The following is a 24,761-nucleotide window of genomic DNA, read 5'->3' on the forward strand; positions in this document are numbered from 1 at the left end:
GTGCCCAACCCCATTCCATACATTTCAACGAAGCTGAACAGAGATACTGACATAGTCGCTCCTAGCAGGGTCACCCAAGGGGTGGTGGTGGTGAATCTGGTACAACCGGCGCTTCGTCCGGGACCGTCTGGTTCGCCGGCGGCAACGCTTCACTCGGATTCCCGGGCGCCGGCTCGGTCGCCGTCGGCGTTTCGATCCGGGTCTCGTCGACCGACATCTCGGCCGGTGGCGGGCTGACAGTCTCATATTCGGCGCCAGGCAATTCCCGCGGCGCCTTGCTCGTCGGGGGCGCCTTGTTCACCGGCGCGGGCGTGCCCTTGTAAATGCAGGCATCGAGCCCGTCGCGCCCGACCGCCCCGACCCGCGCTGCGATCGAATTGCCGTACCGCCGGGTGAAGCCCTTGGGCGCGACCGCCCCGCGCTTCTTGGGCAGTGGCAGAATCGCCGCGATCCGCGCCGCCTCGGTGGCACTCATCGCCGAGGCGTCATGGTCGAAATAGCGTATCGATCCGGCGTTGGCTCCATAGGCTCCTATTCCGGTCTCGGCGAGGTTCAGATAGATCTCCATGATCCGCCGCTTGCCCCACAGATGCTCGATCAGGAAGGTGAAGTAAGCCTCAGCCGCTTTGCGCGGATATCCGCCGCCTTGCCACAGGAAGGCGTTCTTGGCGGTCTGCTGGCTGATCGTCGATCCGCCGCGGATTCGCCCGCCGCTGGCATTGCGCTTCATCGCGTCCTCGATCGCCTCAAGGTCGAAGCCGTTGTGGCTGCAGAACTTGCTGTCCTCCGCCCCGATCGCGGCGCGGACCATGTCGCGGTCCATCCGGTCGAGACCCATCCACTCCTTGGCTGCCCCGCGCCCGGCGATGACGTCGCCCAACATCGTCGCCGTGATCGGGGGGTTGATGAAGCGATAAACTAGCACCCAGAGAATAGAGGCCAAGACCAGCGCGACGATGAACTTGAGGAACTTGCGGACGAATCCGCCGCCCCGGCTGCGTTTGCGCTTGTAGGAAGGAACGCTGCTCTTAGGGTGTTTCGCCATGGCGGCTGCCTAGCGCGATGGGCGTCGAGCGCAAGCGCCACCGCTTGCCGCACCGCACCATCTCCCATATCTGCAAAGCATGACTTCGACCAACGACATCCGCCGCGGCTTCCTCGATTATTTTGAAGGGCAGGGTCATGCCCGTGTGCCATCGTCGCCGCTGGTGCCGCACAACGACCCGACCTTGATGTTCGTCAATGCCGGGATGGTGCCGTTCAAAAATGTCTTCACCGGGCTCGAATCCCGGCCCTATTCGACCGCCACCAGCTCACAAAAATGCGTTCGCGCCGGGGGCAAGCACAACGACCTCGACAATGTCGGCTACACGGCGCGCCACCATACCTTCTTCGAAATGCTCGGCAATTTCTCGTTCGGCGACTATTTCAAGGATGTCGCGATCGACCGCGCCTGGACCCTGCTTACCAAGGAGTGGGGGCTGGATCCCCGCCGGCTAACCGTCACCGTCTTTCACACCGACGATGAGGCCGGGGATTATTGGAAGCGGATTGCTGGGCTCCCAGACGATCGCATCATCCGCATCGCCACCAAGGATAATTTCTGGTCTATGGGCGACGACGGTCCTAGCGGACCATGCTCGGAAATTTTCTACGACCATGGTGACCATATCCCCGGCGGCCCGCCCGGCAGCGCCGACGAGGACGGCGATCGCTTCGTCGAGATCTGGAACCTGGTGTTCATGCAGCATGAGCAGCGCGGCGGCGAGATCGTATCCGATCTGCCCAAACCGTCGATCGACACCGGCATGGGTCTGGAGCGCATCGCCGCCGTCATGCAGGGCGTCCACGACAATTATGAAACCGACACATTCAGAGCGCTGATCGCGGCTAGTGAGGAATTGACCAAGACCCGCGCCGAGGGAGAGCGGAAGGCGAGCCACCGGGTCATCGCCGATCACCTTCGCGCATCGGGCTTCCTTGTCGCCGATGGCGTGCTGCCGGCCAATGAGGGCAGGGGCTACGTCCTCCGCCGGATCATGCGCCGGGCGATGCGCCACGCCCATCTGCTCGGCGCGAAAGACCCGTTGATGCACCGCCTAGTGCCCGAGCTGGTCGCCGAAATGGGCGCCGCCTACCCCGAACTGGTCCGCGCCCAGCCACTGCTCGAGGCCACGTTGCAACAAGAAGAAACCCGCTTCCGCCAGACGCTTGCGAACGGCCTCAAGCTACTCGACGAAGTCACTGCGACGATGGACGAAAACGGCTCGCTCCCCGGCGAAACCGCGTTCAAGCTCTACGATACCTTCGGCTTCCCCTACGATTTAACCGAAGACGCCCTTCGCGCCCGCGGCATGACCGTCGATCGCCCCGGCTTCGACGTCGCCATGGCCGAGCAGAAAGCCGCCGCCCGCGCCGCCTGGAAAGGGTCGGGCGATAAGGCATCGGACGAATTGTGGTACGACCTCGCCGAGGAAGCCGGGCCGACCGAGTTTATCGGTTATTCCGGGCATGAAGGCGAAGGAGTTGTGCTGGCGCTGGTCAAGGAAGGGGCCCGCGTGAATCAGGCTGGCGAAGGCGAGACCGTAACGATCCTCCTCAACCAGACACCGTTTTATGGCGAGAGCGGGGGACAGGTCGGCGATGCAGGAAAATTGTCTTCGCTCAATGGTTTCGAAGGCCAAGTCGACGACACGTCGAAACCGCTCGCCAGGCTTCACGCTCTGCGTACGCGCGTCACGAAAGGCACCGTCGAGGTGGGTGCTACGCTGCACCAGTCTATCGACGTTGAGCGCCGCGCGGCTGTTCGTGCCAACCACTCGGCAACCCATTTGCTCCACGCCGCGCTTCGTCATCGCCTTGGCCGTCACGTCACGCAAAAGGGCAGCCTTGTCGCTCCGGACCGGCTGCGCTTCGATTATTCGCATCCCACGGCCCTCACTCCCGCCGATATCGCCGCGATCGAGGCCGAAGTGAACGCCCACATCCGCTCGAACCATTCCGTCACCACCCGGTTGATGACCCCCGATGACGCGATCGCCGCGGGTGCAATGGCCCTGTTCGGCGAAAAATATGGCGACGAAGTTCGCGTCCTGTCGATGGGCCGCGATGTCGAGGCCGATTATTCGGTCGAGCTGTGCGGCGGTACTCACGTCACTGCACTCGGTGACATCGCCATCTTCAAGATCGTCAGCGAAAGCGCGGTTTCCTCGGGCGTCCGCCGGATCGAGGCACTGACTGGCGAAGGCGCGCGGCTGTGGCTGACCGACCGAGACGCCAAGCTGCGCGATGTCGCGGCGACGTTGAAGGCCTCCCCCGACGAAGTTCCCGCCCGCGTCGCCGCGCTCGTCGAGGCCACGCGCCGCCTTGAGCGCGAGCTCGCCGACGCCAAGAAGGCGCTGGCAATGGGCGGCGGCGGTAAGTCCGAAGTCGCCGGCCCTGAACAAATCGCCGGCCGCGCCTTCCTTGGCCAGGTCGTCCACGGCCTCGACGCCAAGAACCTCCGCGGCGAGGTCGATGCTATGAAGGCCCGTATCGGGAGCGGCATCGTCGCGCTGGTCGCGACTAACGACGGCCGCGCGAGCGTCGCTGTTGGCGTCACCGACGACCTCACCGCTTCCGTCTCGGCGGTCGACCTGGTCAAAGCCGCGGTCGCCGCACTAGGCGGGCAGGGTGGCGGTGGTCGTCCCGACATGGCGCAGGGCGGCGGGCCGGACGGCGCGAAGGCCCAGGAAGCGGTGCAGGCAGTGCGCGAGGCATTGGAAAAGGTCGCGGCGTGACAATCGATTACCGCTCGCGCGACCCGATAACCCTCGACGGTGCGTGCCATTGCGGCGAAGTTCGCTTCACCGCCGAGCTTCCGTTGGGCTTCGCGTCTGCGCGGCGTTGCACCTGCAGCATTTGCCGGATGCGCGGGCCCGTGACGGTTACGTCAACGCATGATGGGTTTCGATTGACCAAGGGGGTCGATCAACTCGCGAGCTATCGCTTCAATACGGGCATGGCGGAGCACCATTTCTGCAGGACGTGCGGAATCTACACGCATCACACGCGACGATCGAACCCGAACCAGTTGGGCATCAATGTCGCGTGCCTCGACGGGGTTTCGCCGTTCGATTTCCTTGATATCGTCGTTTATGACGGCGATCGCCACCCGGCAGACAATCCGGAACATCGGACCTATGTAGCTGGACGACTGACCTTTATGCCGGTCGCGTGTCCCTGACCCTCCGTCGTCCCAAGCTCGGCTCCACATCCAACTGCCCCGCTTCCATGATCTCGGCGCGAAGCACACTGCGCTTCTCATGGATGCTGGCGATCACCGGGCCCATCGGGACGCCGATGTCGACTAGCACCGCCTCAGAGAGTTGCAGCGACGCCTCAAGTGCCTCGGGCACGGCGTCGGTGACACCGGCGCGGTACAGCGTTGCGGCGTGCTCGATATCGCGAGCGCGGGCGATGATCGGCAGGGCGGGGTGGTCGGCGCGGAGCCGCTTGGCGATGCGTGCGGTCAGCACCGGATCATCCATCGTCAGCACCACCGCCCGAGCCTTGTCGAGATCAAGTTTTTCGATCAGCTCCCGCCTTGAAACATCGCCGTAAAGCACGGAACAACCAGTGTTTCTCGCCTCTTTATAGCTGTCGATGTCGCTATCTATCGCCAGATAGTCGCGGCCGTGCTCGGTCAGCATGTCGGCGACCATCCGCCCGACGCGGCCAAAACCGAAGATGACCGTGCGGTCTTCGGTTGGCCCTATCTCCTGGTGGGCAAGCGCGGCCCGATCGACACGGCGCGCGGCTAAGCGCCCAAGGCTCGCCAACAGCGGCGTAATAGTCAGTCCAAGAGCGGTCGCCGCCGACCAGAAGGCGACGGTGTCGGCTCCCAAAATGCCCGCGACGCCGGCCGCACCAAGCACGATCAGGGTCGTTTCCGACGGGCTTGCCATGAGGAGGCCGGTCTCAGCCGCGACTCCGGCCCGCGCGCCCGCCATCCGCAACAGCGCCCCGGTGACGATCGCCTTGGCCACGATCACCGCCGCGAGCGCACCAAGCAGCGTTGGCCAATCCCCGGCCATGGCGCCAAGGTCGATCCGCATGCCGACGGTGATCAGGAACACGCCGAGCGCCAAGCCTTTGAACGGCTCGGTCACCACCTCGACTTCGCTGCGGTATTCGGTCTCGGCAATCACCAGGCCGGCAAGAAGTGCGCCCAGGATGGGCGATAAGCCGACCGAGGCCGTGACCGTCGCCGCCAAGATCACGACGAGCAGCGAAATCGCGAGGAAGAGCTCGGGCTTTTTCGACCGCGCGGCCTGGGCGAATAGCGCCGGCAGGACGAATCGTCCGACCAGCAGGATTGCGCCGATTACCAGCGTCGCCTCGATCGCGACCCGGCCGAGCCCGCCCGTCCCGCTGCCACCCGCCGCGCCGATCAGGAACAGTATCGGCACCAGCGCCAGATCCTCGAACAACAGCATCGCCAAGGCAGAGCGGCCGACCGGGCCTTGCGTCCCTGAAATCGGTAAAACCAACGCGGTCGATGACATAGCCAGCGCCAGCGCCAGCCATAGGGCCGGTTGTCCCGCCCATCCACCGATCCACAGCGCGCCGCCGATCAAGGCAGCGGTGACGATCATTTCGGCCGCGCCGATTCCGAACACCATGCGCCGCATGGCGAACAGTCGCCGAAAGCTGAGTTCTAGCCCGATCGAGAAGAGCAGGAGGACGATCCCGAACTGGGCGAACGGCTCGATGCCTTGGGGATCGGTGATGCTAAACGCCTCCAGCCACGGATAGCGCTGAACCAGGGCGCCCAGCCCGAACGGCCCGGCGACGATTCCGACCAGAATGAAGCCGATCACTGGATTGATCCTGAGCCGCGCGAAGGCCGGAATAACGATCCCCGCGGCGCCGAGAATGGTCAGCGCATCCGACAGGGCAGGGGTGATGGTGAAGTCGCCAGCCATGCCTTGGCCTAGCGCGGGATGCGCCGGAAAAACAGCGGCGCCATCCCGCTCACGCACTGGAGTTACGCGGGCACCGCCATCGCCGCTTCGAGGTTGACGCGGATAGCCTCGAAGAACTGCTCGGTGGTCATCCACGGCTGGTCTGGGCCGACTAGGATAGCGAGGTCCTTGGTCATCGCCCCGCCTTCGACCGTCTCGACGCACACCCGCTCGAGCGTTTCAGCGAAGCGGACCACCTCGGGTGTCTCGTCGAATTGGCCGCGGAACTTGAGGCCGCCGGTCCAGGCGAAGATCGAGGCGATCGGGTTGGTCGAAGTCGCCTTGCCCTGTTGATGCTGGCGATAGTGGCGGGTGACTGTGCCGTGCGCCGCTTCGGCCTCGACCGTCTTGCCGTCGGGCGAGAGAAGGACTGAGGTCATCAGGCCTAAAGAGCCGAAGCCCTGCGCGACCTGATCCGACTGGACGTCGCCGTCGTAATTCTTGCAGGCCCAGACGAACTTGCCGCTCCACTTGAGCGCACTGGCGACCATATCGTCGATCAAGCGATGCTGATATTCGATTCCTGCCTTGTCGAAAGCCTTCTTGAATTCCGCGTCGAACACTTCCTGGAAGATGTCCTTGAAGCGCCCGTCATAGGCTTTGAGGATGGTGTTCTTGGTCGACAGATAGACCGGCCAGCCACGATTGAGACCATAGTTCAGCGAGGCACGGGCGAAATCGCGGATCGATTCGTCGAGATTGTACATCCCCATCGCAACCCCGGCGGCAGGAAAATCGAACACCTCGTGCTCGATCTCCTCGCCGTTCTGGCCGACCCATTTGATCGTCAACTTGCCCTTGCCCGGGACCCGGAAATCGGTCGCCTTGTACTGGTCGGCGAAGGCGTGGCGGCCGATGACGATCGGGTCGGTCCAACCGGGAATCAGGCGCGGAATGTTGGAGATGACGATCGGCTCGCGAAACACGACCCCGCCCAATATGTTGCGGATAGTGCCGTTGGGCGACTTCCACATTTTCTTGAGGCCAAATTCCTCAACCCGGGCTTCGTCAGGGGTGATCGTCGCGCATTTGACGCCGACGCCGTGTTTGGCGATCGCCTCGGCCGCCTCGACCGTAATCTTGTCGTCCGTCTCGTCGCGCTTTTCGATGCCGAGGTCGAAATAGAGCAGCTCAACGTCGAGATAGGGCAGGATCAGCTTCTCGCGAATCCATTGCCAGATGATCCGGGTCATCTCGTCGCCGTCGAGTTCGACGACGGGGTTCTTCACCTTGATCTTGGCCATGGTCGCGTCCTGCATCCGATTAGAGAATTGCGGCGGGCCTTAGGCAACAGGCTGGCCCAAGGCAACCGCGTGGATTGCGGGGCGTTGCCGATGTGCCTAAGGACCGCCCATGCCTTCGCTCGACAAGCCCGACAGCCACCTGACCACGGTCAAATGGCGCTTCCCCTCTGTCCATCCGGAGGGCCGCAAATTCACCCTGATTGCCGCTTTCTTGGCGCTGGTGACCTACAGCTTGGTGAGCCATTTCCTCGGCTGGCTGCTGGTCATGGTGACGATCTGGGTCGCGACTTTTTTCCGCGATCCGGTTCGCACGACGCCCCAGGATCCGAAGCTGGTGATTGCCCCCGCCGACGGATTGGTGACGATGATCACTCAGGTCCCGCCGCCGCCCGAGCTGGCGGCCGACGGGGGCCTGAGCGGCGACTTCACCCGTGTTTCGATTTTCATGAGTGTGTTCGATGTGCACATCAATCGAACGCCGATTGCCGGCACCATTCGCCGCGTCGCTTACGTCCCCGGCAAGTTTCTCAACGCCGACCTCGACAAGGCTAGCGAGGATAATGAGCGGCAGCATTTCCTGGTCGAGGGGGATGACGGCACAAAGATCGGCTTCACCCAAATCGCCGGTTTAGTCGCGCGGCGAATCATGAGCTTCGTCAAGGAGGGCGACCGCATCGAGGTTGGCGAGCGCATTGGCCTGATCCGCTTCGGCAGCCGGGTCGACGTCTATCTACCCGCCGGGGCCAGCGCCCAGGTGCTGCTCGGCCAGCGGACGATCGCCGGCGAAACGATCCTTGGCGAAATCGGGGTCGATCGTCAGCGCAGCGGCCGGAGCCAGTGAGCGACCTGCCAGAGCGAGGCGGGATCGCGTTGCGCGCCTTTGTCCCCAATGCCATCACGGCACTGGCCTTATGCTTCGGCCTGACCGGTGTTCGGTTCGCCATCAGTGGTGACTGGGCCTTGTCGTTGGCCTCGATTGTTGGCGCCGGTGTGCTTGACGGTTTCGACGGCCGCATCGCGCGCCTGTTGAGGGCACAAAGCCGGTTCGGGGCCGAACTGGACAGCCTGTCCGACAATATCGCCTTCGGCACGGCCCCGGCGCTGGTCATCTTCCTCTGGTCGCTGCAGGACGCGCCGCGTTTCGGATGGATTGCTGCGTTGGCGCTGGCCGTTTGCTGCGCCCTTCGGCTCGCCCGGTTCAATGCCCGCATCGATGTGGACGACCAGCCGCACAAGTCGGCCGGTTTCAACACTGGCGTTCCCGCGCCAGTCGGTGCGGGGTTGGCATTTGTCCCGCTTTACCTGTGGCTGATCAGCGGCAACGACCTGTTCCGCCAATGGCAGCTGATGATGCCTTGGACATTGTTCATCGCCATGCTGATGATTTCCAGTGTTCCTACTTACACTTGGTCTTCGATACGGATCCGCCGCGGCTGGCGGTTGTTCGCGCTGGCAGGAGTCGCATTACTCGGGGCCGCGCTGCTCAATGAGCCCTGGGTGACATTGCTAGCGATATCTGCACTCTACCTGGCGATGCTGCCGTTCAGCATCGCTAGCTATGGCCGGGTCAAGCAGCGGCGCGCCACTGTGGCCGCGCGCGCACCCGCCGAGGTGGCGCCGTCGACGCCGTAAATCGGATAGTGATCGGGCAGAGTGCTAGAGGCGCCTCCGCGGCCCAGCTGTGGCCGGCAAGGGCGGAGAGGACCTTGCGCCCGTCGCGACGCGCAAGATTGACCAGCGCGGCGATGGCAAAGCACAACAAGGCAAGGGTGGCGATCATGGCGATCATGGCGATCATCGGGGGAATCCTCCGTTTCGGGGCTGAACAGCCTAAGAACGTTTAGGTTCCGAAACCGCCCAGCAGTCGCTTCAACTCAAACGAATGTTCGCTACTTGTTCTGACTCTGTCAAGCAGTTTTGTTCCATCTATGTTCTAGTTCCTAACTCTTGGTCGAAATGCTTGAATGCGCCGACGGCATCGGGTAGGGCGCGCTCATCCCACAGGCGGGTTCAAAATACCGGTGCCGATCGAACGATCGGTGACACGGACTCGCCGAGGCTTAACCGGAAGGAGACTATCCTATGGCGACTCCCGTCGTCACGATGCAGCAATTGCTCGAAGCTGGCGCCCATTTTGGCCACCAAACCCACCGCTGGAACCCACGGATGAAGCCGTACATCTTCGGCGATCGCAACGGCGTTCACATCATCGACCTGTCGCAGAGCGTTCCGCTGTTCGCCCGCGCGCTCGAGTTCGTCCAGCAAGCCGTGGCCCGTGGCGGCAAGGTCCTGTTCGTCGGCACCAAGCGCCAGGCGCAGGACGCGGTCGCCGAGGCGGCGCGCGTGTCGGGCCAGCATTTTGTCAACCACCGTTGGCTCGGCGGCATGCTGACGAACTGGAAGACGATCTCCAACTCTATCAAGCGGTTCAAGAGCCTCGAGGAGCAGCTTTCGGGCGACACAGCCGGCCTGACCAAGAAGGAAGTCCTCCAGCTGACCCGCGAGCGCGACAAGCTTGAGAACAGCCTCGGCGGCATCCGCGACATGGGCGGCTTGCCCGACGTGATGTTCGTGATCGACACCAACAAGGAAGAACTGGCGATCAAGGAAGCCAATGTGCTCGGCATTCCGGTCATTGCAATTCTCGATTCCAACTCCAACCCGCAGGGCATCGCCTTCCCGGTTCCCGGCAACGACGATGCCAGCCGCGCCATCCGCCTCTACAGCGAAGCGGTCGCCAATGCGGCGCTGGCGGGCAAGACCGGCAACGCCCAGGCCCGCGGTGAGGACGTCGGCGCGATGGCCGAACCGCCGGCGGAAGTCGCGCTGGAGGCTTAGGCTCTTTCTTAATTTGCTGGACCCCGGCCTTCGCCGGGGAACATGAAGGAATCAAGACATGGCTGAGATCACCGCCGCTTCGGTGAAGGAACTGCGCGAGCGCACCGGCGCCGGCATGATGGATTGCAAGAAGGCGCTCGCCGAGAATGGCGGCGAGATGGAAGCGTCGGTCGACTGGCTGCGCGCCAAGGGCCTCGCCGCCGCAGCCAAGAAGGCCGGCCGCACCGCCGCCGAGGGGCTGGTCGGCGTCGCCGTCGCGGGCACCAAGGGCGCCATGGTCGAAGTCAATTCGGAGACCGACTTCGTCGCCAAGAACGAACAGTTCCAGGCGTTCGTCGCCGAGGTCGCCAGGCTGGCGCTTGACGCCGGTGGGGAGGTCGAGGTGCTCAAGGCGGCGGCCTATTCATCCGGCGGCACGGTCGAGGAAGCACTGACTAACAATATCGCCAAGATCGGTGAGAACCAGTCGCTTCGCCGCACGGCGGTGCTTGAAGTTCCCGAAGGCGCGGTGGTCAGTTATGTCCATAACGCGGTCGTCCCCGGCCTGGGCAAGATCGGCGTGCTGGTTGCGCTGGAGAGCGCGGCATCGGCCGACGCGCTGGGCTCGCTCGGCAAGCAGCTGGCGATGCACATCGCGGCCGCCAACCCGTTGGCGCTCGATGCAGATGCCCTCGATGCCGACCTGCTCGCCCGCGAAAAGGCGATCGCCACCGAAAAGGCGAACGAGAGCGGCAAGCCGGCCAACATCGTCGAGAAGATGGTCGAAGGCACGATCGCCAAGTTCCGCAAGGAAAACGCCCTGCTCAGCCAGCTGTTCGTGATTGACGGTAAAACGCCGGTCGCCGATGTTGTCGCGCAGGCAAGCAAGGACGCGGGCAGCCCGATCACGCTGAAGGCATTCGAGCGCTTCCAACTCGGTGAGGGCATCGCCAAGGCCGAAAGCGACTTTGCCGCCGAAGTCGCCGCCGCCGCCGGCGTCAAGAACGACGAACCGGTCGGGTGACCTTCTTCCCCTCCCGCTCGCGGGAGGGGAGAAGAGTGTTGGCAGCGGGGCGGGGGCGTCTTAAAGCGCTCCCGCCCTGCTTTCGCATCGGGCTGTCGATATGTCAGGAGACTGCATGACTCGCCCGCGCTTCCATCGCATTCTGCTGAAGCTGTCTGGCGAGGCGTTGATGGGGCCGCGCCAGTTCGGGATCGATCCCGATACGGTGGCCGGAATGGCCAGCGAAATCGCCGCGGCAAAGGCAGCCGGGCATGAGCTTTGTCTAGTTGTTGGCGGCGGCAATATCTTCCGCGGCATCGCCGGCGCCGCGGCTGGATTCGACCGCTCGACCGCCGACTATATGGGTATGCTGGCAACCGTGATGAACGCACTCGCGGTGCAGAACGCGCTCGAGAAGATCGGCGTCGACACCCGCGTCCAGTCGGCTATCCCGATGGCCAGCGTGTGCGAGCCGTACGTTCGCCGTCGCGCTATGCGCCACATGGAAAAGGGGCGGATCGTGATTTTCGCCGCCGGGACCGGCAATCCCTATTTCACCACCGATACAGCCGCCGCGCTGCGAGCCGCGGAAATGGGCTGTCACGCGCTGTTCAAGGGGACCAGCGTCGATGGAGTTTACGACGCCGATCCGAAGAAGGTGACCGGCGCGTCCCGCTACGATCACCTCGGCTTCCACCAGGTGCTGGCCGACGACCTCAGGGTCATGGACGCCGCCGCCGTCGCGTTGTGCCGCGACAATGATATTCCGATCGTCGTGTTCAACATTCGTCAACCGGGCAATCTCGCCGAGGTGCTGAGCGGAGCCGGAACCGCGACCATCGTTCAGAACGAGGAGTGAGCCATGCCGGCCTATGACAGACAAGACTTACAGCGCCGGATGACCGGCGCGACCGAATCGCTGAAGCATGATCTTGGCGGACTGCGCACGGGTCGCGCTTCTACCGCGCTCCTCGATCCGATCCAGGTCGAAGTTTATGGCGCCAACATGCCGATCAACCAGGTCGCTACCATCTCCGCGCCCGAGCCCCGGCTGCTGTCGGTACAGGTGTGGGACAAGGGCAATGTCAACGCGGTTGAGAAGGCGATCCGCTCGGCCGGCCTCGGCATCAACCCGATCTCCGACGGGCAGATGATCCGCCTGCCGATCCCCGACCTGACCGAGGAACGGCGCAAGGAACTGGCCAAGCTCGCCGGCCAATATGCCGAAAAGGCGCGGATTGCGGCGCGCAACGTCCGCCGCGATGGGATGGACGCGCTCAAGACCGACGAGAAAAAGCATGAGATCAGCGAAGATGAACGCAAGCGGCTGGAGCATGAAGTGCAGAAAATGACCGACACCACCATCGCCGACATCGACGCCGCCGCCCATACCAAGGAACAGGAAATCCTGGGAAAGTGAGCGCTAATTGACCGCCACGCCCGCCGCTGCGGGGGGTGCGCTTTCCCACGGTGACGGGAGGGCTCCTCGTCACGTGGCGATCATCATGGATGGCAACGGCCGTTGGGCCGCGAAGCGCGCATTGCCACGCGTGGCCGGCCATCGCGCCGGCGCCGAAGCGGTGCGCAATACATTGCGAGCCGCGGTCGAGGCCGGGGTCGAAGTGCTGACCCTCTATGCATTTTCATCGGAGAATTGGCGCCGGTCGGAGGAGGAAGTCAGCGACCTCAAGGGACTGCTGCGCTTCTACCTCGATCGCGAGCTAGCCGAATTGGCGCGCGAGGGAGTGCGGTTGCGCCTGATCGGCGATCATACGGCGTTCGGCTCCGACCTGGTCGACCGGCTTGAACTGGCCGTCGAGGTAACTCGGCACAATCGCAAGCTGACGCTGGTGATCGCGCTCAACTATGGCTCGCGAAGCGAGATTGTCGGTGCGTCGCGGCGGTTGGCGGAAAAGGCGGCCAAGGGTGAAATCGACCCTGCCGCGGTCGACGAAGCAGCCATGGCGGCCGAGCTGATGACCAGCGATCTTCCCGACCTCGACCTGCTGATCCGCACGTCGGGGGAGAAACGGCTGTCGAACTTCCTCCTGTGGCAGGCGGCCTACGCCGAGCTGCTGTTCGTCGATACGTTGTGGCCCGATTTCGATAAGGCGTCGTTCCAGGCTGCGCTCCACGACTTCGCGGCGCGGCAGCGCCGGTTCGGCGGTCGATGAGCGAACTTGCCAAGCGGACGCTGGTCGGCGTCGGACTGATCGTCGCCGCGCTGGCGCTGGCGTTCGTCGGGGGATGGCCGTTCGCGCTGACGGTCGCGCTGGTCGCGACCGTCATGTATGTCGAATGGACCCGGATGGTCGGGCGATGGGGTTTGGGCTGGAAGCTCGCCGGTTTCGTCTACTGCTTGCTGCCCGCCCTGTCTTTGCTGTGGATCCGCGAGCGCGCCGGACCCGCCGGTATCGGCCAGGGCGCTGACCTCCTCATTTGGGTATTTGTCATCGTCTGGTCGACCGACATCGGCGCCTATGCCGCCGGCCGGGCGATCGGCGGGCCGAAGCTGGCGCCGTCGATCAGCCCCAATAAGACGATCGCCGGGCTGGTCGGTGGAGTTGCCTGCGCGACCTTGCTCGGCGGTGCTTGGGCAATAGCGGCGCAGCTCCCCGAGGCGGTACTCTGGCTTGCCGCGCCGTTTGCAGCCCTCGCGCAGGCCGGCGATCTGTTCGAAAGCGGATTGAAGCGCCGCGCCGGGGTCAAGGACAGCGGTACCTGGCTGCCTGGGCACGGCGGCCTGCTGGACCGGCTCGACGGCCTCGTCCCGGTGGCGGCGCTGACCGCGATGCTGATGGTTGGCGGCGTATTATGAGCCGCCGCACCGTCTCGATACTCGGCGCGACCGGGTCGGTAGGCACTTCGACCCTCGACCTCATCGAGCGGTCCCCGAATCGCTTTGAAGTGGTCGCGTTGACCGCCGCGAAAAATGTCGCGGCGCTGGCCGATGCGGCGCGTCGAACTGGGGCGCGGCTAGCGGTCATCGACGACGCCTCGCTGCTCGGCGAATTGCAAGGGAGGTTGGCCGGCACCGCTTGCCGTGCGGAGACCGGAAGCGAGGCGCTGGCGGAGGCCGCCGCGGGCGAGGCCGAATGGGTGATGGCGGCGATCGTTGGCTGCGCCGGGCTGGAGCCAGTGATGGCGGCGGTCGGGGCCGGCCGCACCGTGGCGCTGGCGAATAAGGAGGCGCTGGTAACCGCTGGCGGGCTGATGATCGAAGCGGCAAGGCGCAGTGGCGCGACCATCTTGCCGGTCGATAGCGAGCATAATGCTATTTTTCAATGTCTTGCGAGTAATTGCTCCAGCGATGTCTCAAGGTTGGTGCTGACCGCGAGCGGCGGGCCATTCCGCACCCATGGGCGCGAGGAAATGGCGGCGATCACTCCTGCGCAGGCAGTGGCTCATCCCAATTGGTCAATGGGCGCCAAGATCAGTGTCGATTCGGCGACGATGATGAACAAGGGGCTGGAACTGATCGAAGCGCATCATCTGTTCGGCCTGCCTTCGGAGCGGATCAGCATATTGGTGCATCCCCAGTCGGTGATTCATTCGATGGTGGAGTATATCGACGGGTCGACGCTGGCCCAGCTCGGCAGTGCCGACATGCGCGTTCCGATCGCCCATGCGCTCGCCTGGCCCGGGCGGATGGAAACGCCGGTGGAAAAACTCGATTTGGCGCGGATCGGCAGCTTGACGTTCGAGGAGCCCGACGGCGACAGGTTCCCGGCGCTTGGCTTGGCCCGCCAGGCGCTCGAGGCCGGGGAAGCACAGGCGGTCGTCCTCAACGCGGTCAACGAAAGTGCGGTCGCGGCCTTTCTCGCCGGGCGGATTGGATTCCTCGACATTTGCCGCCTGGTCGAGAAGGCGCTCGCCCGGACGGCCTCCACAGCGCCTGCATCGATCGCGGATGTTATTGAAATCGACCGCGGATCCCGGCTACTGGCGGGCGAATTGATGCGCGAGATCGCCGCCTGATGCTCGACCAGCCGCCGCTATGGTTCATTGCCATCGCCTTCCTATGCGCGATCGGGCCGCTCGTGTTTATCCACGAATTTGGCCACTACATCGTTGCGCGATGGTTCGGCGTCGGGGCCGATAGCTTCTCGATCGGCTTCGGCCGCGAAATCTTCGGCTGGAGCGACAAGCGCGGCACCCGATGGAAGGTCGGCTGGCTGCCGCTAGGAGGCTATGTCCGCTTCGTCGGTGACATGAACCCGGCGAGCCAGGCGGCGGCTGACGCGGAACTCACCGCTGATCAGCGCGTCGTAGCCTTTCACAACAAGCCGTGGTGGCAGCGGTTCCTGATTGTGCTGGCCGGCCCGGTGGCCAACTTCGCTTTGGCCATTTTTATCTTCGCGGCCTTTTTCGCTTCTTATGGCATGCCGAGCACACCGCCGGTCGCTGCGGCCATCACCAAAGGCTCGGCAGCCGAGGCGGCGGGGTTACGAACTGGCGATCGGATCATCGAAATCGCTGGCCAGTCGACGCCCTCGTTTGAGGATATAAGGCGGATTGTCGTCATCCGGCCGGGCGAGCAAGTCGCCATCCGGCTAGAACGGCAGGGGAGGTTGCTGCAAACGGTTGCTCGGCTCGGCGTCGATCAGACCAAGGACGACTTCGGTCAGACGTACAGGATCGGCCTGCTCGGTATTGCCCAGCCCAAGCGCGTGTTTGAGCGGCCTAGCGCCGGCGCGCTTATACCGCAGTCCGTCCGTCTGACGCTGGCGATGACTCGATCGATGATCGACGGCCTCGCCCAGATCGTGACGGGTCGGCGATCCACTAAGGATCTGGGCGGGCCGCTGAAAATGGCGCAGATCGCCGGACAACAGGCAAGTCTCGGCGCATTCGAGTTTATTCAGCTGCTCGCGCTGTTTTCGATTAATCTGGGATTCATCAACCTGTTGCCAGTCCCTATGCTGGATGGCGGACATCTTGTTTTCTATGCCGCGGAAGCGGTCCGGCGGCGACCCGTCAGCGCCCGCGCGCAGGATTGGGCGTTTCGCGGCGGGCTTGCCCTGCTGCTGGCACTTCTCTTCCTCACGACGGCCAACGACCTTGTCTCTTTCGGCCTGTTTGAATGACTCGGGCGCTTGATTGGGTCGACATGTTGGGGCAGGGCTAAACCATCATTTGCGGCGCCGTCGGCAATCGGCGCCCATAACCTAGGCGGGGACGCGTGATTTCCAGCAGCACTCATTCGATCAGGCGGATCAGCACGCTTTTCCTGGCTTCGACCGTACTTGGCGGCTCGTCCGCTTCGCTTCTCGCGCAAGGCGCGCCTGCCCAGCCGCCGGCTGCGGTGGCGCCACCCGCTGTGGCCCCGCCCGCTGTTGCCCCCGTGGTGACGTCGGCCCCGGTCGCAGCAACCGGCACGATCCGTTCGATCCGGGTGGTGGGGTCCGAACGGATCGAGCCTGAAACGGTGCGCAACTATGCCAATTTGTCGCCGGGTCAGGTATATACGGCTGAAACGCTCGATCAGGCGATCAAGGATCTCTACGCGACAGAATTGTTCGCCGACGCAGTGATCACCGGCACGGATACCGGCAACCTGATCATCACCGTGCGCGAAAGCCCGGTGATCAATCGGATCGTCCTGGAGGGCAACAAGCGCATAAAATCGGACAAGATCACCCCCGAGATCAAGCTAGCCCCCCGCCAGATTTTTACCCGCTCCAAAGCTCGCGCCGACGTTGACCGGATCATCGAGCTGTACCGCCGCCAAGGCCGCTTCGCGGCGTCGGTCGAGCCGAAGATCGTCGAGCTCGACCAGAACCGCGTCGACCTGGTGTTCGAGATCAGCGAGGGCGACAAGTCCAAGGTCCGCGCGATCAACATCATCGGCAACGATCAATATTCGGACGGACGGCTGCGCAAGGAAATGTTTACGCGCCAAGCCGGCGGCGTGCTCGGTTTCATCAAGTCGAACGACAGTTATGATCCCGATCGCCTCGCCGCCGACCAGCAGAAGCTGCGCGCCTTCTACCTGACGCAGGGCTATGCCGATTTCCGCGTCGTCTCGGCACTCGCCGAGCTGACGCCGGACCGCCGTGATTTTATCATCACCTACGTCGTCGAAGAAGGCGCCCGCTATAAGTTCGGCACGGTCGAAGCGGAGAGCGAACTGCGCGATTTCGATGCCGCGTTCGTCAAGAGCATCGTCAGGATCAAGCCGGGAGCGTGGTTCAACGCCAAGCTGGTCGAGGACACGGTTACCGGTCTCAACGAGCTCGCCGGCGCCAAGGGCTACGCTTTCGCCGACGTTTCGCCCGACTTCAATCGCGATGCCGAAAAGAAGGAGATGAACCTCACCTTCCGCGTCGGCGAGACACCCCGCGTCTATGTCGAGCGGATCAACATTCAGGGCAATACCGTCACGCGCGACAAGGTCATCCGCCGCGAATTCCGCCTCAATGAAGGCGACGCCTTCAACGCTTTGAAGGTCAAGCGCAGTCAGGACCGTATTCAGAGCCTGGGCTTCTTCCAGGAAAATCTGGAAATCAAACAGGCCCAGGGGTCGTCGAGCGACCGGGTCGTGCTCAATGTCGATGCCGAGGAAAAATCGACCGGCGAGCTGCAATTGTCGGCCGGCTATTCGAGCCTCGAGAGTTTCATCATTTCGGCGTCGATCGCGCAGCGCAACTTCATGGGCAAGGGTCAGCAGTTGCAGGCCGGCGTGAATTACTCACGCTATTCCAAGGCGGTCAATCTGGGATTCACCGAGCCCTACTTGTTCGACAAGAACATCCTGCTCGGGGGCGAAATCTATCGCCGCGACCTCAGCAGCTTCAACTTCATCGGTAATGAGCGCAATCGCACATACGGGCAATCATCGACTGGCGGCGGGCTTCGGCTCGGATTTCCAGTAACCGAATTCGTGACTTTCGGGACGCGCTATTCGCTGTCGCAAGACAAGATTTCGCTCAGCAAGTCGAGCTTCTATACCGATCCGGACGACACAGGGCCGTTGCCACTGGCCTGCGATCCGATCAAGGCCGGACGCTATCTGTGCGACGAAATCGGGGCGCGGATTACTTCGTCCCTCGGCTACACGGTCGCCTTCGACAACACGAACGGCATCCGCGCGACGCGGGGCCAGCGGCTCATCCTGAGCCAGGATCTCGCCGGGCTTGGCGGCGACGTCAAATATCTCCGTTCCCGCCTGGACGCGACCAAATATATCGGCCTTCCCAAGGGCTTCGTGCTGTCGGCGCACGCCGAGGGCGGCTATATTCATCCGCTGCAAAGTGCGCCGGGGCCGTTTCGCGATGCGATCCGGCTCAACGACCGTTTTTACGGAGCGCAGCTGCGCGGTTTCGACATCCGCGGCATCGGGCCCAGGATCGAGCGCCGCAACTATGAACTCGATGGCACGACGCTGGTGGAATCCGACAAGAATGTCGTCAGCGATTCGCTGGGCGGCCGGGCCTATTATATGGGCCGTATCGAGCTTGAGTTTCCGATCAGTTCTGGCCTCAAGAGCCTAGGTATCCGGCCATCGGCGTTCATCGACGTTGGGTCGCTTTGGAAACTTACGAAGCCCGAGCTCACAAACATAGGCTATTTCTGTACGAAATCCACAACGACCGGTGACACTACGACGACCTCGACCAGGACGGTCCCACCTGAACAGACGTGCGATACGGGCGAAACTTCGGCTCCGGGCTTCGTCGAACGCTTCCTCGGCAATTCCCCCAAGCCACGCCTGTCGATCGGCATTGGCGCCAATTGGGTTTCGCCATTCGGTCCGCTTCGTATCGATATCGCCAAGGCCTTGCTCAAGCAGGACGGGGATGACACGAAGTTCTTTTCATTCAACGTAGGAACCCAATTCTGATGACCATTCGCATTGCGGCCGCGCTTCTTGCGGCTACCATCATCGCTACTCCCGCTTTCGCGCAGGCCGTTCCCGCCGCCAAGGTCGCGGTCGTCGACCTCGACCGCATCGGCCGTGAATGCAACGCTTGCAGGACCGCGGGCGCCACGCTCCAGTCGCAAGTGACGGCCTTCAACACGCGTCGCCAGCAGCTGACGACCCAGTTGCAGCCCGAGCGGCAATCGTTGACGGCATCCGTCACCGCGCTCAATGGCAAGGAACCCGATGCTGCGCTGCGCGCCCGTATTCAGGCGTTCCAAGCGAAGGAAGCGACCGCTAGCCAGGAACTGGAGCGCCAGCAGAATCAGATCCAGCGCAACCAGGCCTATGTCGGCCAGCAGGTCAACCAACGGCTGGTCCCGCTGCTTCAGCCGGCAATGGATCGCCGCGGCGCCAACGTCCTGCTCGACACCGGAGCTGCGCTGCGCTTCGCGGCCACGCTCGACATCACCACCGATGTGCTGACCGCGCTCAACGCCGCGCTGCCCAGCGTCGTGACCACGGCTCCGGCCCAGGCCCAGGCGCCGCAGGGGCGGTGAGCGACACGGGATCGGGGGCCGCCATCGGCCCGCTGGACATCCGGCGGGTGATGGCGGCGCTGCCGCACCGTTATCCGATGTTGCTGGTCGACCGCGTCGAGCGGCTTGTCATCGACCGGTCGATCACCGCGATCAAGGCGGTCAGCATCAACGAAGGTTTCTTTCAGGGGCATTTTCCCGGGCGGCCGATCATGCCGGGAGTGCTGATCGTCGAGGCGCTTGCGCAAGCGGCGGGCGTGCTGGCGGTCGAAAGCCTCGGTCTCGCCGACAGCGGCAAGCTGGTCTATTTTATGGCCATCGATGGGGCCAAATTCCGCACACCGGTCGAACCCGGCTGCCTGCTCCAGCTCGACGTCGAATTCGTTCAGAAGCGGTCAAGCGTGTGCAAGTTCGCTGGCCGCGCATCGGTCGACGGCAAGCTTGCGGCCGAAGCCAGCTTCACCGCGATGATCGCCGATCCGCCGGCCTGATCGCCCAACCGCCGGTCGGGTCGCGTTCGACCCGGAAAATCTCGCCGAAACGCTCGCTCGCCAACAGGTCGGCGGGCGGTTCGTCCATCTGGATCAGGCCATCGGCGACGAGTATCGCCCGGTCGAAACGCGAGAGGTGGGCAAGGTCATGCAGCGCGACCAGCAGCGACTGGCCCGCCACGGCGCAGGCACGCAGAACATCGAGGAAGCGCAGCACCCAGTAAGGATCGAGATTTGACAGCGGTTCGTCGAGCAGCAGCAGCCGCGGCCGCGAAGCGAGGGCCCGAGCCATCAGCACCCGCGCCCGCTCTCCGGTAGACAGCCGATCGACGGGGCGATTGGCGAGCGCGCCGAGCTCGAATAAATCGATCAGCTCACCGACCCGCCGGTCGTCGCGTGCTTCCAGGCCAAGGGCAATTACGTCTCGCGCCGCGATCGGCCAGCCCAGATCCCGCGAGGCGGGAAGGAAGGACAGCAAGCGTCGGCGCCTGGCTTCCGACGCTTGATCGACATCCTCATTGTCGATCCGGACGGTCCCGCCGGCGCGTTCAACCCTGGCGAGGGCGCGCAGGAGGCTGGTCTTGCCGCCGCCGTTGGGGCCGACCACGGCCACCAGCTCGCCGGCGCCAACCGTCAGGTCGGTCGGCTTGAGGCGAGTCTCCAGCGACACGGCTTGAGCGACTAGTGACGTCATGCCGCCACCCGTCGGCGCATCGACAGCACCAGCCATAGGAACAGGGGAGTGCCGAACAAGGCGGTGATCACGCCGACCGGGATCGGGCGGGCGAGCGGCACGGCGCGCACAACGAGGTCGGCGAGGGTGAGGAGCAACGCGCCGATCGCCGCCGCCGGAAGCATTGCCCGGCCGGGATGGCCGCGCGACAGCCGCCGAGCGAGGGTGGGCGCGACCAGCCCGACGAAGCCGATCGCACCGGCCACTGACACACAGGCGCCGACCGCAATGGCCGAGAGGGCGATGACCTCTATCGCCAATGCGCGGGGGTGCAGGCCGAGCGAGGCGGCGACGTCTTCCCCCAGCGCCAGCTGGTCGAGCGCGCGGGCGCGGCGGAGGAGCAGGAGGGAGGCCATGGCGGCCGGAATAAGCGCTGCCGCGGCCTGGCCGAGGCTGCGGTCGACGAAGCTGCCCATCAGCCAGTCGAATGCGTCGTAAAAGGCAAACGGCGACGGCGCGAGCGCCAGGGCGAGGCTGGTGCCCGCCCCGGCCGCCAGCGAGAGGGCCAGGCCGGCAAGGAGGAGGGTGGTGCTGTCCGCGCGGCGCCCGGCCAGGAGCAGCAGGAACAGTAGAGCTGCGACCGCGCCGGCGGCGGCGCATCCGGCCAGCGCCAGCGGCTGCGTGATCCCCAGCCAATAGCCGCCGAGCACCGCCCCCAGGGCCGCCCCGCTCGACGCGCCGCTGATGTCAGGCGAGGCGAGCGGATTGGCGAACGTCGCCTGCAGGGCGGCTCCGCTGATCCCGAGCACCATTCCGTAGCTGACTACGAGTAAGGTTCGAGGTAGGCGCAACTCCACCAGAATGACCCGGGCCAACACGGGATCGATCGACCGTGCCTCGTCAAGCGACGCCAACGGCAGGAGGAGATGCGCCACCGCCACCGCTATCATGGCAAAAACTATGAGAAATCTCATCCAACTCCCCGTAAACGCGTGATCTCCTCGACCAATGAGGGGCCGGCACAGGTCCACGCGCGTCCGTCGGTGTCGACCGTGCGAGCCGCATGGTGAGCAAGTGGGTGGGCGAGCCAGCGCTGGCCGAGCGAGGGCTGGGCGCGGCGGTAGTTCGCGCGGAGCAGGATTGCGGGTGGGTGGAGCGTCAGCGTCTCCAGGGTTGCACGGCCGCCGGGAAGCGGGCGCTGGGCAAACCCGGCGAGGAGCATCCATTGCGCGCCAAGCGAATTGGCGCCGACGCTAATGCCCCCGGCGGAGAGGTAAATCGCATCTCGGGGACGCGGCAGGGTGGCGCGCAGCCGCCGCAATTTCCTGCGCCAACTCGCCGCGCGACCTGGATCGCCAAGCGCGGCGGCGACGCGGGTCATGTTGGCCTCGACGTCCTCAAGGTTGGCGGGGAAGGGGAGATCGAGCGTCTTCATCCTGAGCCGCTCCGCGATCATTGCACTCGCCTTGCCGCCGCCGCCCATCGTCAGCAGTAGCGTTGGGCGCGACGGAAGGGCGCTCTCAAGCGTACCGAGATTGGCCAACGCACGGCGGCCCTTGCGCCACAGCGGTGAATCCGCCGGATCGTGCGACAGGCGGCTGACGCTGGCGATCTCGCCTGGATGCGCGAGCAGCAGCAGATACTCGTCGGTGCACAGGTTTAAGGAGGCGACGCGCAGCGCACCGCTAGCGGCCAAGAGCGACGCGAAAACCGGCATGGACGCTCCTCCCTTCGGTGCGGTAGCCGACGACGTCCTGATAATCATCGTCGAAGGCATTGGCCACACGCAGCGTGGCCTCGAGCGGCCCGGCGAGGCGGTAGGCGAACTGCGCCCCCGCCAGCCAATAGGCGCCGAGGCGGATGCGCCGCGCCGGGAAACTGCCGAAATCGGTGTCGACATGCGCGCCGACATAGGCAATCGACGCGCCGTAGCTCAGCCTTCCGGCAGTGCCGTCGAGCGCGATGCTGCCGCTGTGCTTGGGGCGGCGCTGCTCCTTGACCAGCCCGCCAGCAACCGACGGCTCGCTCGCGTCGAGAAAGGCATAGGTGGCGGTCAGGCGGACGTGTTCCGTAGGCTGGTAGTCGGCTTCAACCTCGACCCCCTGGCGGCGGCTCTTGCGATCGCTATTCGCCGCGGTCGAGAGGAAGGTCGAAGGATCGAACACATCGACGATCTCTTGCCTGAGCTGCTGTCGATAATAGGTCAGCGCAGCGCCGGCGCGCGAGCCGCGGTAGCGAAGCGACACTTCACCGCCGCGGCTCGATTCGGGCTTGAGTGAAGGATTGCCAGCGAACGAGCCGGGGAAAAAGCCGTAGAGGTCGAAAAAGCTCGGCTGGCCGATGCCCTCTCCATAGCTTCCGGCCAGCGAGAAGCCGCCACCCAGCGCCCCTCGAATTGAGGCGCGCAAGCTGGTCGCATCCTTGAACCGTGAGAAAATGTCGTGGCGCAGCGCAACGCCCCCGGAAACCGGACCCAGTCCGCCAGCACGCCATTCAAGGGTCAACGACTGGTGGCGGCGGATGCGACCCTGGTCGGTCGCACCAAAATAGAGGTCATCCCGCGCCTCGAACGTCTCGCGCTCATCCTCGAGCGCGGCGATCAACATTTGTTCGCCTAAATGAAGGCCGCCTTCCAGCCCCAGCGTTCGACGTTTCGCGTCGGTACGATTGAGGAAGGTCTCATCGAGGTAATTACGGTTGGACGAGCCGAGCAGGCTCGCCGAGGCGGTGACGTATCGCGACTCGCGTTGCCCCGCTTCGACGAAAACGCGGCCCGCGGCGAGCCGGTTGCGACTTTGGTCGAGCGTGTCGTCGTGCTGAAAAGTTGCGGGATTGAATCCGTCGAACTGGTTCTTGCCCCATAGCGCAAATCCCGACCCGCCGAGGGCGATGCCGGGTGCAACGCTCATGCGTCCTGATCCGCGCAGGGCCGCATTGCGGAAGCCGTCATGATCGCCATGGCCGTCGAAACTGTCGATCCCGTCGCTACGCTGGGTGGCGATGCCAATTGATGCGCTTTGGTCGGCGGTGCCGACGCTGGCCCGCGCCGCCCCCCGCCAGGTGCCGAAACTGCCCCCTTCGACCAGCGCCCTGGTCTGACCGAATGCGTCGCCGCTGACCGCGACCACGCCGCCGATCGCTTCGGATCCCCACAGCGCCGATTGCGGTCCGCGCACCACCTCAAGCCGGCTCGCGAGATCGGCGTTGAGCAGTTCGAAGCGCGGGATATTGCCGGCGGCGAGATCATTGGCGCGAATGCCTTCGACGAACAACAAAGTGTGATTGGCCTCAGCCCCGCGAATGCGCACATCGGTCAGCGATCCGGCGGGGCCGCTGGCCGAGATCGCCGCCGACGGCACCAGGCGGAGCAGGTCGGCGACAGACGGCATCCCGAGACGGTCGATGCGGTCAGCATCGATCAGCGAGACACTGGCCGGCGTGTCATCAGCGCTCTCCTTGGCGCGCGAAGCTGTGACGACGATGGCGGGCGTGTTGGTGGTGGCGATATCCATCATAATAAATTCCTTCCGGTCCATGACAATGTCGTCACGGAGGGAAGGCGCGCGAACTTAAGGTCACGCGGACCGCCCACGGTTCACGGCTGGTCCCGGCCGGGAAACGGACGACGGTCCAGGGCGGGTATCTGACTTCCGATCGCGCTGGCGAACGGTCACAGTTGCGGGCACAGTGCCGGATTGTCGCCGGCTTCCCCCTTCGCCGGCCCCATTACGCAGCCGGACCCTGGTCCTGGCCGCGAAGTGGGGCAGGAGGCGTGGCCTTGTCAAGCAACCCCATCTTCGCTAGGGGCGCGGCTCACTTTTCCGGCTGGTCGGAAACCAGCCACTCAAAGGAAATTTTGCCATGAAGAGCGGGACTCACCCGGACTATCACTTCATCACCGTCCAGATGACCGACGGCACGACCTACCAGACCCGCTCGACCTGGGGCAAGGAAGGCGACACGCTGCAGCTTGAGATCGATCCGACGGCGCACCCGGCGTGGACCGGCGGACGCGGCCAGCTACTCGACAGCGGCGGTCAGGTAGCGCGCTTCAACAAGCGCTTCGGCGGCCTGAGCCTCTCGAAGAAGTGACGCGCGCAGCCATGCCGGGGGGGCATGGCGAGCACG

22 protein-coding genes, 1 pseudogene and 1 riboswitch are annotated in these 24,761 nt (G+C 64.3%); of the genes and pseudogenes, 16 read left to right on the forward strand and 7 right to left on the reverse strand.

Annotation, left to right across the window (positions count from 1 at the left end):
• Positions 1-322: 322 nt before the first annotated feature.
• Positions 323-1,045 (reverse strand): annotated as a pseudogene (gene mtgA / locus H0W65_RS08060) (monofunctional biosynthetic peptidoglycan transglycosylase); the annotation flags it as partial.
• 79 nt (positions 1,046-1,124) lie between these two features.
• On the opposite strand from mtgA, the gene alaS reads away from it, so the two are divergent.
• Both alaS and H0W65_RS08070 read left to right on the forward strand, forming a co-directional pair.
• A complete protein-coding gene (alaS, locus tag H0W65_RS08065; RefSeq protein ID WP_294006235.1) occupies positions 1,125-3,779 on the forward strand; it encodes an alanine--tRNA ligase in 2,655 nt (884 codons plus the stop codon).
• A gap of 128 nt (positions 3,780-3,907) precedes the next feature.
• Entirely contained in the window at positions 3,908-4,225 is a 318-nt protein-coding gene (locus H0W65_RS08070) for a GFA family protein (RefSeq protein ID WP_294006237.1), read from the forward strand.
• Here the strand turns inward: H0W65_RS08070 and H0W65_RS08075 are convergent.
• Positions 4,203-5,966 (reverse strand): cation:proton antiporter, encoded by a 1,764-nt coding sequence (locus H0W65_RS08075; protein WP_294006239.1) that lies wholly within the window; start codon positions 5,964-5,966, stop codon positions 4,203-4,205. The genes H0W65_RS08070 and H0W65_RS08075 overlap by 23 nt on opposite strands.
• Before the next feature lie 62 nt (positions 5,967-6,028).
• Positions 6,029-7,249, reverse strand: coding sequence for an NADP-dependent isocitrate dehydrogenase (locus tag H0W65_RS08080; RefSeq protein WP_294006241.1), 1,221 nt, complete (start codon positions 7,247-7,249; stop codon positions 6,029-6,031).
• 109 nt (positions 7,250-7,358) lie between these two features.
• Here H0W65_RS08080 and H0W65_RS08085 point away from each other — a divergent pair, with 109 nt between their 5' ends.
• From H0W65_RS08085 to fabZ, 13 genes are all read left to right on the forward strand, one after another.
• Positions 7,359-8,090, forward strand: coding sequence for a phosphatidylserine decarboxylase (locus H0W65_RS08085; RefSeq protein ID WP_294006243.1), 732 nt, complete (start codon positions 7,359-7,361; stop codon positions 8,088-8,090).
• On the forward strand, positions 8,087-8,881 hold the full coding sequence (locus H0W65_RS08090; RefSeq protein ID WP_294006246.1) for a phosphatidylcholine/phosphatidylserine synthase: 795 nt from the start codon (positions 8,087-8,089) through the stop codon (positions 8,879-8,881). The genes H0W65_RS08085 and H0W65_RS08090 overlap by 4 nt, the downstream gene beginning before the upstream one ends.
• Positions 8,882-9,331: 450 nt before the next feature.
• Positions 9,332-10,087 carry a 30S ribosomal protein S2 gene (gene rpsB / locus H0W65_RS08095; RefSeq protein ID WP_294006248.1) on the forward strand — a complete coding sequence of 252 codons (756 nt, stop codon included), beginning with the start codon at positions 9,332-9,334 and terminating at the stop codon, positions 10,085-10,087.
• A 58-nt stretch (positions 10,088-10,145) separates the two neighbouring features.
• Positions 10,146-11,090: a translation elongation factor Ts gene (gene tsf / locus H0W65_RS08100; RefSeq protein ID WP_294006250.1), complete on the forward strand. Its 945-nt coding sequence runs from the start codon at positions 10,146-10,148 to the stop codon at positions 11,088-11,090.
• A gap of 115 nt (positions 11,091-11,205) precedes the next feature.
• The gene (gene pyrH, locus H0W65_RS08105) at positions 11,206-11,928 is read left to right on the forward strand and encodes a UMP kinase (RefSeq protein ID WP_294006252.1); all 723 of its coding nucleotides are present in this window, start codon (positions 11,206-11,208) and stop codon (positions 11,926-11,928) included.
• 3 nt (positions 11,929-11,931) lie between these two features.
• Complete coding sequence (gene frr / locus H0W65_RS08110) at positions 11,932-12,489, forward strand: ribosome recycling factor (protein ID WP_294006254.1); 558 nt, start codon at positions 11,932-11,934, stop codon at positions 12,487-12,489.
• 85 nt (positions 12,490-12,574) lie between these two features.
• The gene (gene uppS / locus H0W65_RS08115) at positions 12,575-13,243 is read left to right on the forward strand and encodes a polyprenyl diphosphate synthase (RefSeq protein WP_294006275.1); all 669 of its coding nucleotides are present in this window, start codon (positions 12,575-12,577) and stop codon (positions 13,241-13,243) included.
• Positions 13,240-13,887 carry a phosphatidate cytidylyltransferase gene (locus tag H0W65_RS08120; RefSeq protein WP_294006256.1) on the forward strand — a complete coding sequence of 216 codons (648 nt, stop codon included), beginning with the start codon at positions 13,240-13,242 and terminating at the stop codon, positions 13,885-13,887. Before uppS ends, H0W65_RS08120 begins: the two co-directional genes overlap by 4 nt.
• Positions 13,884-15,047, forward strand: coding sequence for a 1-deoxy-D-xylulose-5-phosphate reductoisomerase (locus tag H0W65_RS08125; RefSeq protein WP_294006258.1), 1,164 nt, complete (start codon positions 13,884-13,886; stop codon positions 15,045-15,047). The genes H0W65_RS08120 and H0W65_RS08125 overlap by 4 nt, the downstream gene beginning before the upstream one ends.
• The gene (gene rseP, locus H0W65_RS08130; protein ID WP_294006260.1) at positions 15,047-16,156 is read left to right on the forward strand and encodes an RIP metalloprotease RseP; all 1,110 of its coding nucleotides are present in this window, start codon (positions 15,047-15,049) and stop codon (positions 16,154-16,156) included. The genes H0W65_RS08125 and rseP overlap by 1 nt, the downstream gene beginning before the upstream one ends.
• 260 nt (positions 16,157-16,416) lie before the next feature.
• The gene (bamA, locus tag H0W65_RS08135) at positions 16,417-18,912 is read left to right on the forward strand and encodes an outer membrane protein assembly factor BamA (RefSeq protein ID WP_294006262.1); all 2,496 of its coding nucleotides are present in this window, start codon (positions 16,417-16,419) and stop codon (positions 18,910-18,912) included.
• The gene (locus H0W65_RS08140; RefSeq protein WP_294006264.1) at positions 18,912-19,490 is read left to right on the forward strand and encodes an OmpH family outer membrane protein; all 579 of its coding nucleotides are present in this window, start codon (positions 18,912-18,914) and stop codon (positions 19,488-19,490) included. Before bamA ends, H0W65_RS08140 begins: the two co-directional genes overlap by 1 nt.
• A gap of 50 nt (positions 19,491-19,540) precedes the next feature.
• The gene (gene fabZ / locus H0W65_RS08145; RefSeq protein WP_294006277.1) at positions 19,541-19,960 is read left to right on the forward strand and encodes a 3-hydroxyacyl-ACP dehydratase FabZ; all 420 of its coding nucleotides are present in this window, start codon (positions 19,541-19,543) and stop codon (positions 19,958-19,960) included.
• Here the strand turns inward: fabZ and H0W65_RS08150 are convergent.
• From H0W65_RS08150 to H0W65_RS08165, 4 genes are read right to left on the reverse strand one after another with little or no spacing between them, the layout of a single operon-like run.
• Positions 19,929-20,654: an ABC transporter ATP-binding protein gene (locus H0W65_RS08150; protein ID WP_294006266.1), complete on the reverse strand. Its 726-nt coding sequence runs from the start codon at positions 20,652-20,654 to the stop codon at positions 19,929-19,931. The two genes, fabZ and H0W65_RS08150, sit on opposite strands and share 32 nt — an antisense overlap.
• Positions 20,651-21,607, reverse strand: a complete 957-nt coding sequence (locus tag H0W65_RS08155) for an iron ABC transporter permease (protein WP_294006268.1) — start codon at positions 21,605-21,607, stop codon at positions 20,651-20,653. The genes H0W65_RS08150 and H0W65_RS08155 overlap by 4 nt, the downstream gene beginning before the upstream one ends.
• Positions 21,604-22,350, reverse strand: coding sequence for a hypothetical protein (locus H0W65_RS08160; protein WP_294006270.1), 747 nt, complete (start codon positions 22,348-22,350; stop codon positions 21,604-21,606). The genes H0W65_RS08155 and H0W65_RS08160 overlap by 4 nt, the downstream gene beginning before the upstream one ends.
• Positions 22,319-24,148, reverse strand: a complete 1,830-nt coding sequence (locus tag H0W65_RS08165) for a TonB-dependent siderophore receptor (protein ID WP_294006271.1) — start codon at positions 24,146-24,148, stop codon at positions 22,319-22,321. Before H0W65_RS08165 ends, H0W65_RS08160 begins: the two co-directional genes overlap by 32 nt.
• A gap of 101 nt (positions 24,149-24,249) precedes the next feature.
• Positions 24,250-24,392: riboswitch (cobalamin riboswitch) on the reverse strand.
• Between the two features lie 102 nt (positions 24,393-24,494).
• Here H0W65_RS08165 and rpmE point away from each other — a divergent pair.
• The gene (gene rpmE, locus H0W65_RS08170; protein ID WP_294006273.1) at positions 24,495-24,725 is read left to right on the forward strand and encodes a 50S ribosomal protein L31; all 231 of its coding nucleotides are present in this window, start codon (positions 24,495-24,497) and stop codon (positions 24,723-24,725) included.
• Positions 24,726-24,761: the final 36 nt, after the last annotated feature.

It is taken from the genome of Sphingomonas sp. (assembly GCF_013816785.1).
In the GTDB taxonomy this organism is placed as follows: Bacteria; Pseudomonadota; Alphaproteobacteria; order Sphingomonadales; family Sphingomonadaceae; genus Sphingomicrobium.

Excerpts from the sequence above, each read along its gene's own strand:
- H0W65_RS08120 (WP_294006256.1), top strand. The coding sequence starts at position 13,240 with ATGAGCGAACTTGCCAAGCGGACGCTGGTCGGCGTCGGACTGATCGTC.
- H0W65_RS08125 (WP_294006258.1), top strand. The coding sequence starts at position 13,884 with ATGAGCCGCCGCACCGTCTCGATACTCGGCGCGACCGGGTCGGTAGGC.
- H0W65_RS08140 (WP_294006264.1), top strand. The coding sequence starts at position 18,912 with ATGACCATTCGCATTGCGGCCGCGCTTCTTGCGGCTACCATCATCGCT.
- H0W65_RS08080 (WP_294006241.1), bottom strand. The coding sequence starts at position 7,249 with ATGGCCAAGATCAAGGTGAAGAACCCCGTCGTCGAACTCGACGGCGAC.
- H0W65_RS08150 (WP_294006266.1), bottom strand. The coding sequence starts at position 20,654 with ATGACGTCACTAGTCGCTCAAGCCGTGTCGCTGGAGACTCGCCTCAAG.
- uppS (WP_294006275.1), top strand. The coding sequence starts at position 12,575 with ATGGATGGCAACGGCCGTTGGGCCGCGAAGCGCGCATTGCCACGCGTG.
- H0W65_RS08085 (WP_294006243.1), top strand. The coding sequence starts at position 7,359 with ATGCCTTCGCTCGACAAGCCCGACAGCCACCTGACCACGGTCAAATGG.
- rpsB (WP_294006248.1), top strand. The coding sequence starts at position 9,332 with ATGGCGACTCCCGTCGTCACGATGCAGCAATTGCTCGAAGCTGGCGCC.
- frr (WP_294006254.1), top strand. The coding sequence starts at position 11,932 with ATGCCGGCCTATGACAGACAAGACTTACAGCGCCGGATGACCGGCGCG.
- H0W65_RS08165 (WP_294006271.1), bottom strand. The coding sequence starts at position 24,148 with ATGATGGATATCGCCACCACCAACACGCCCGCCATCGTCGTCACAGCT.
- H0W65_RS08160 (WP_294006270.1), bottom strand. The coding sequence starts at position 22,350 with ATGCCGGTTTTCGCGTCGCTCTTGGCCGCTAGCGGTGCGCTGCGCGTC.
- H0W65_RS08155 (WP_294006268.1), bottom strand. The coding sequence starts at position 21,607 with ATGAGATTTCTCATAGTTTTTGCCATGATAGCGGTGGCGGTGGCGCAT.
- fabZ (WP_294006277.1), top strand. The coding sequence starts at position 19,541 with ATGGCGGCGCTGCCGCACCGTTATCCGATGTTGCTGGTCGACCGCGTC.
- alaS (WP_294006235.1), top strand. The coding sequence starts at position 1,125 with ATGACTTCGACCAACGACATCCGCCGCGGCTTCCTCGATTATTTTGAA.
- rpmE (WP_294006273.1), top strand. The coding sequence starts at position 24,495 with ATGAAGAGCGGGACTCACCCGGACTATCACTTCATCACCGTCCAGATG.
- H0W65_RS08075 (WP_294006239.1), bottom strand. The coding sequence starts at position 5,966 with ATGGCTGGCGACTTCACCATCACCCCTGCCCTGTCGGATGCGCTGACC.
- rseP (WP_294006260.1), top strand. The coding sequence starts at position 15,047 with ATGCTCGACCAGCCGCCGCTATGGTTCATTGCCATCGCCTTCCTATGC.
- H0W65_RS08070 (WP_294006237.1), top strand. The coding sequence starts at position 3,908 with ATGCGCGGGCCCGTGACGGTTACGTCAACGCATGATGGGTTTCGATTG.
- tsf (WP_294006250.1), top strand. The coding sequence starts at position 10,146 with ATGGCTGAGATCACCGCCGCTTCGGTGAAGGAACTGCGCGAGCGCACC.
- pyrH (WP_294006252.1), top strand. The coding sequence starts at position 11,206 with ATGACTCGCCCGCGCTTCCATCGCATTCTGCTGAAGCTGTCTGGCGAG.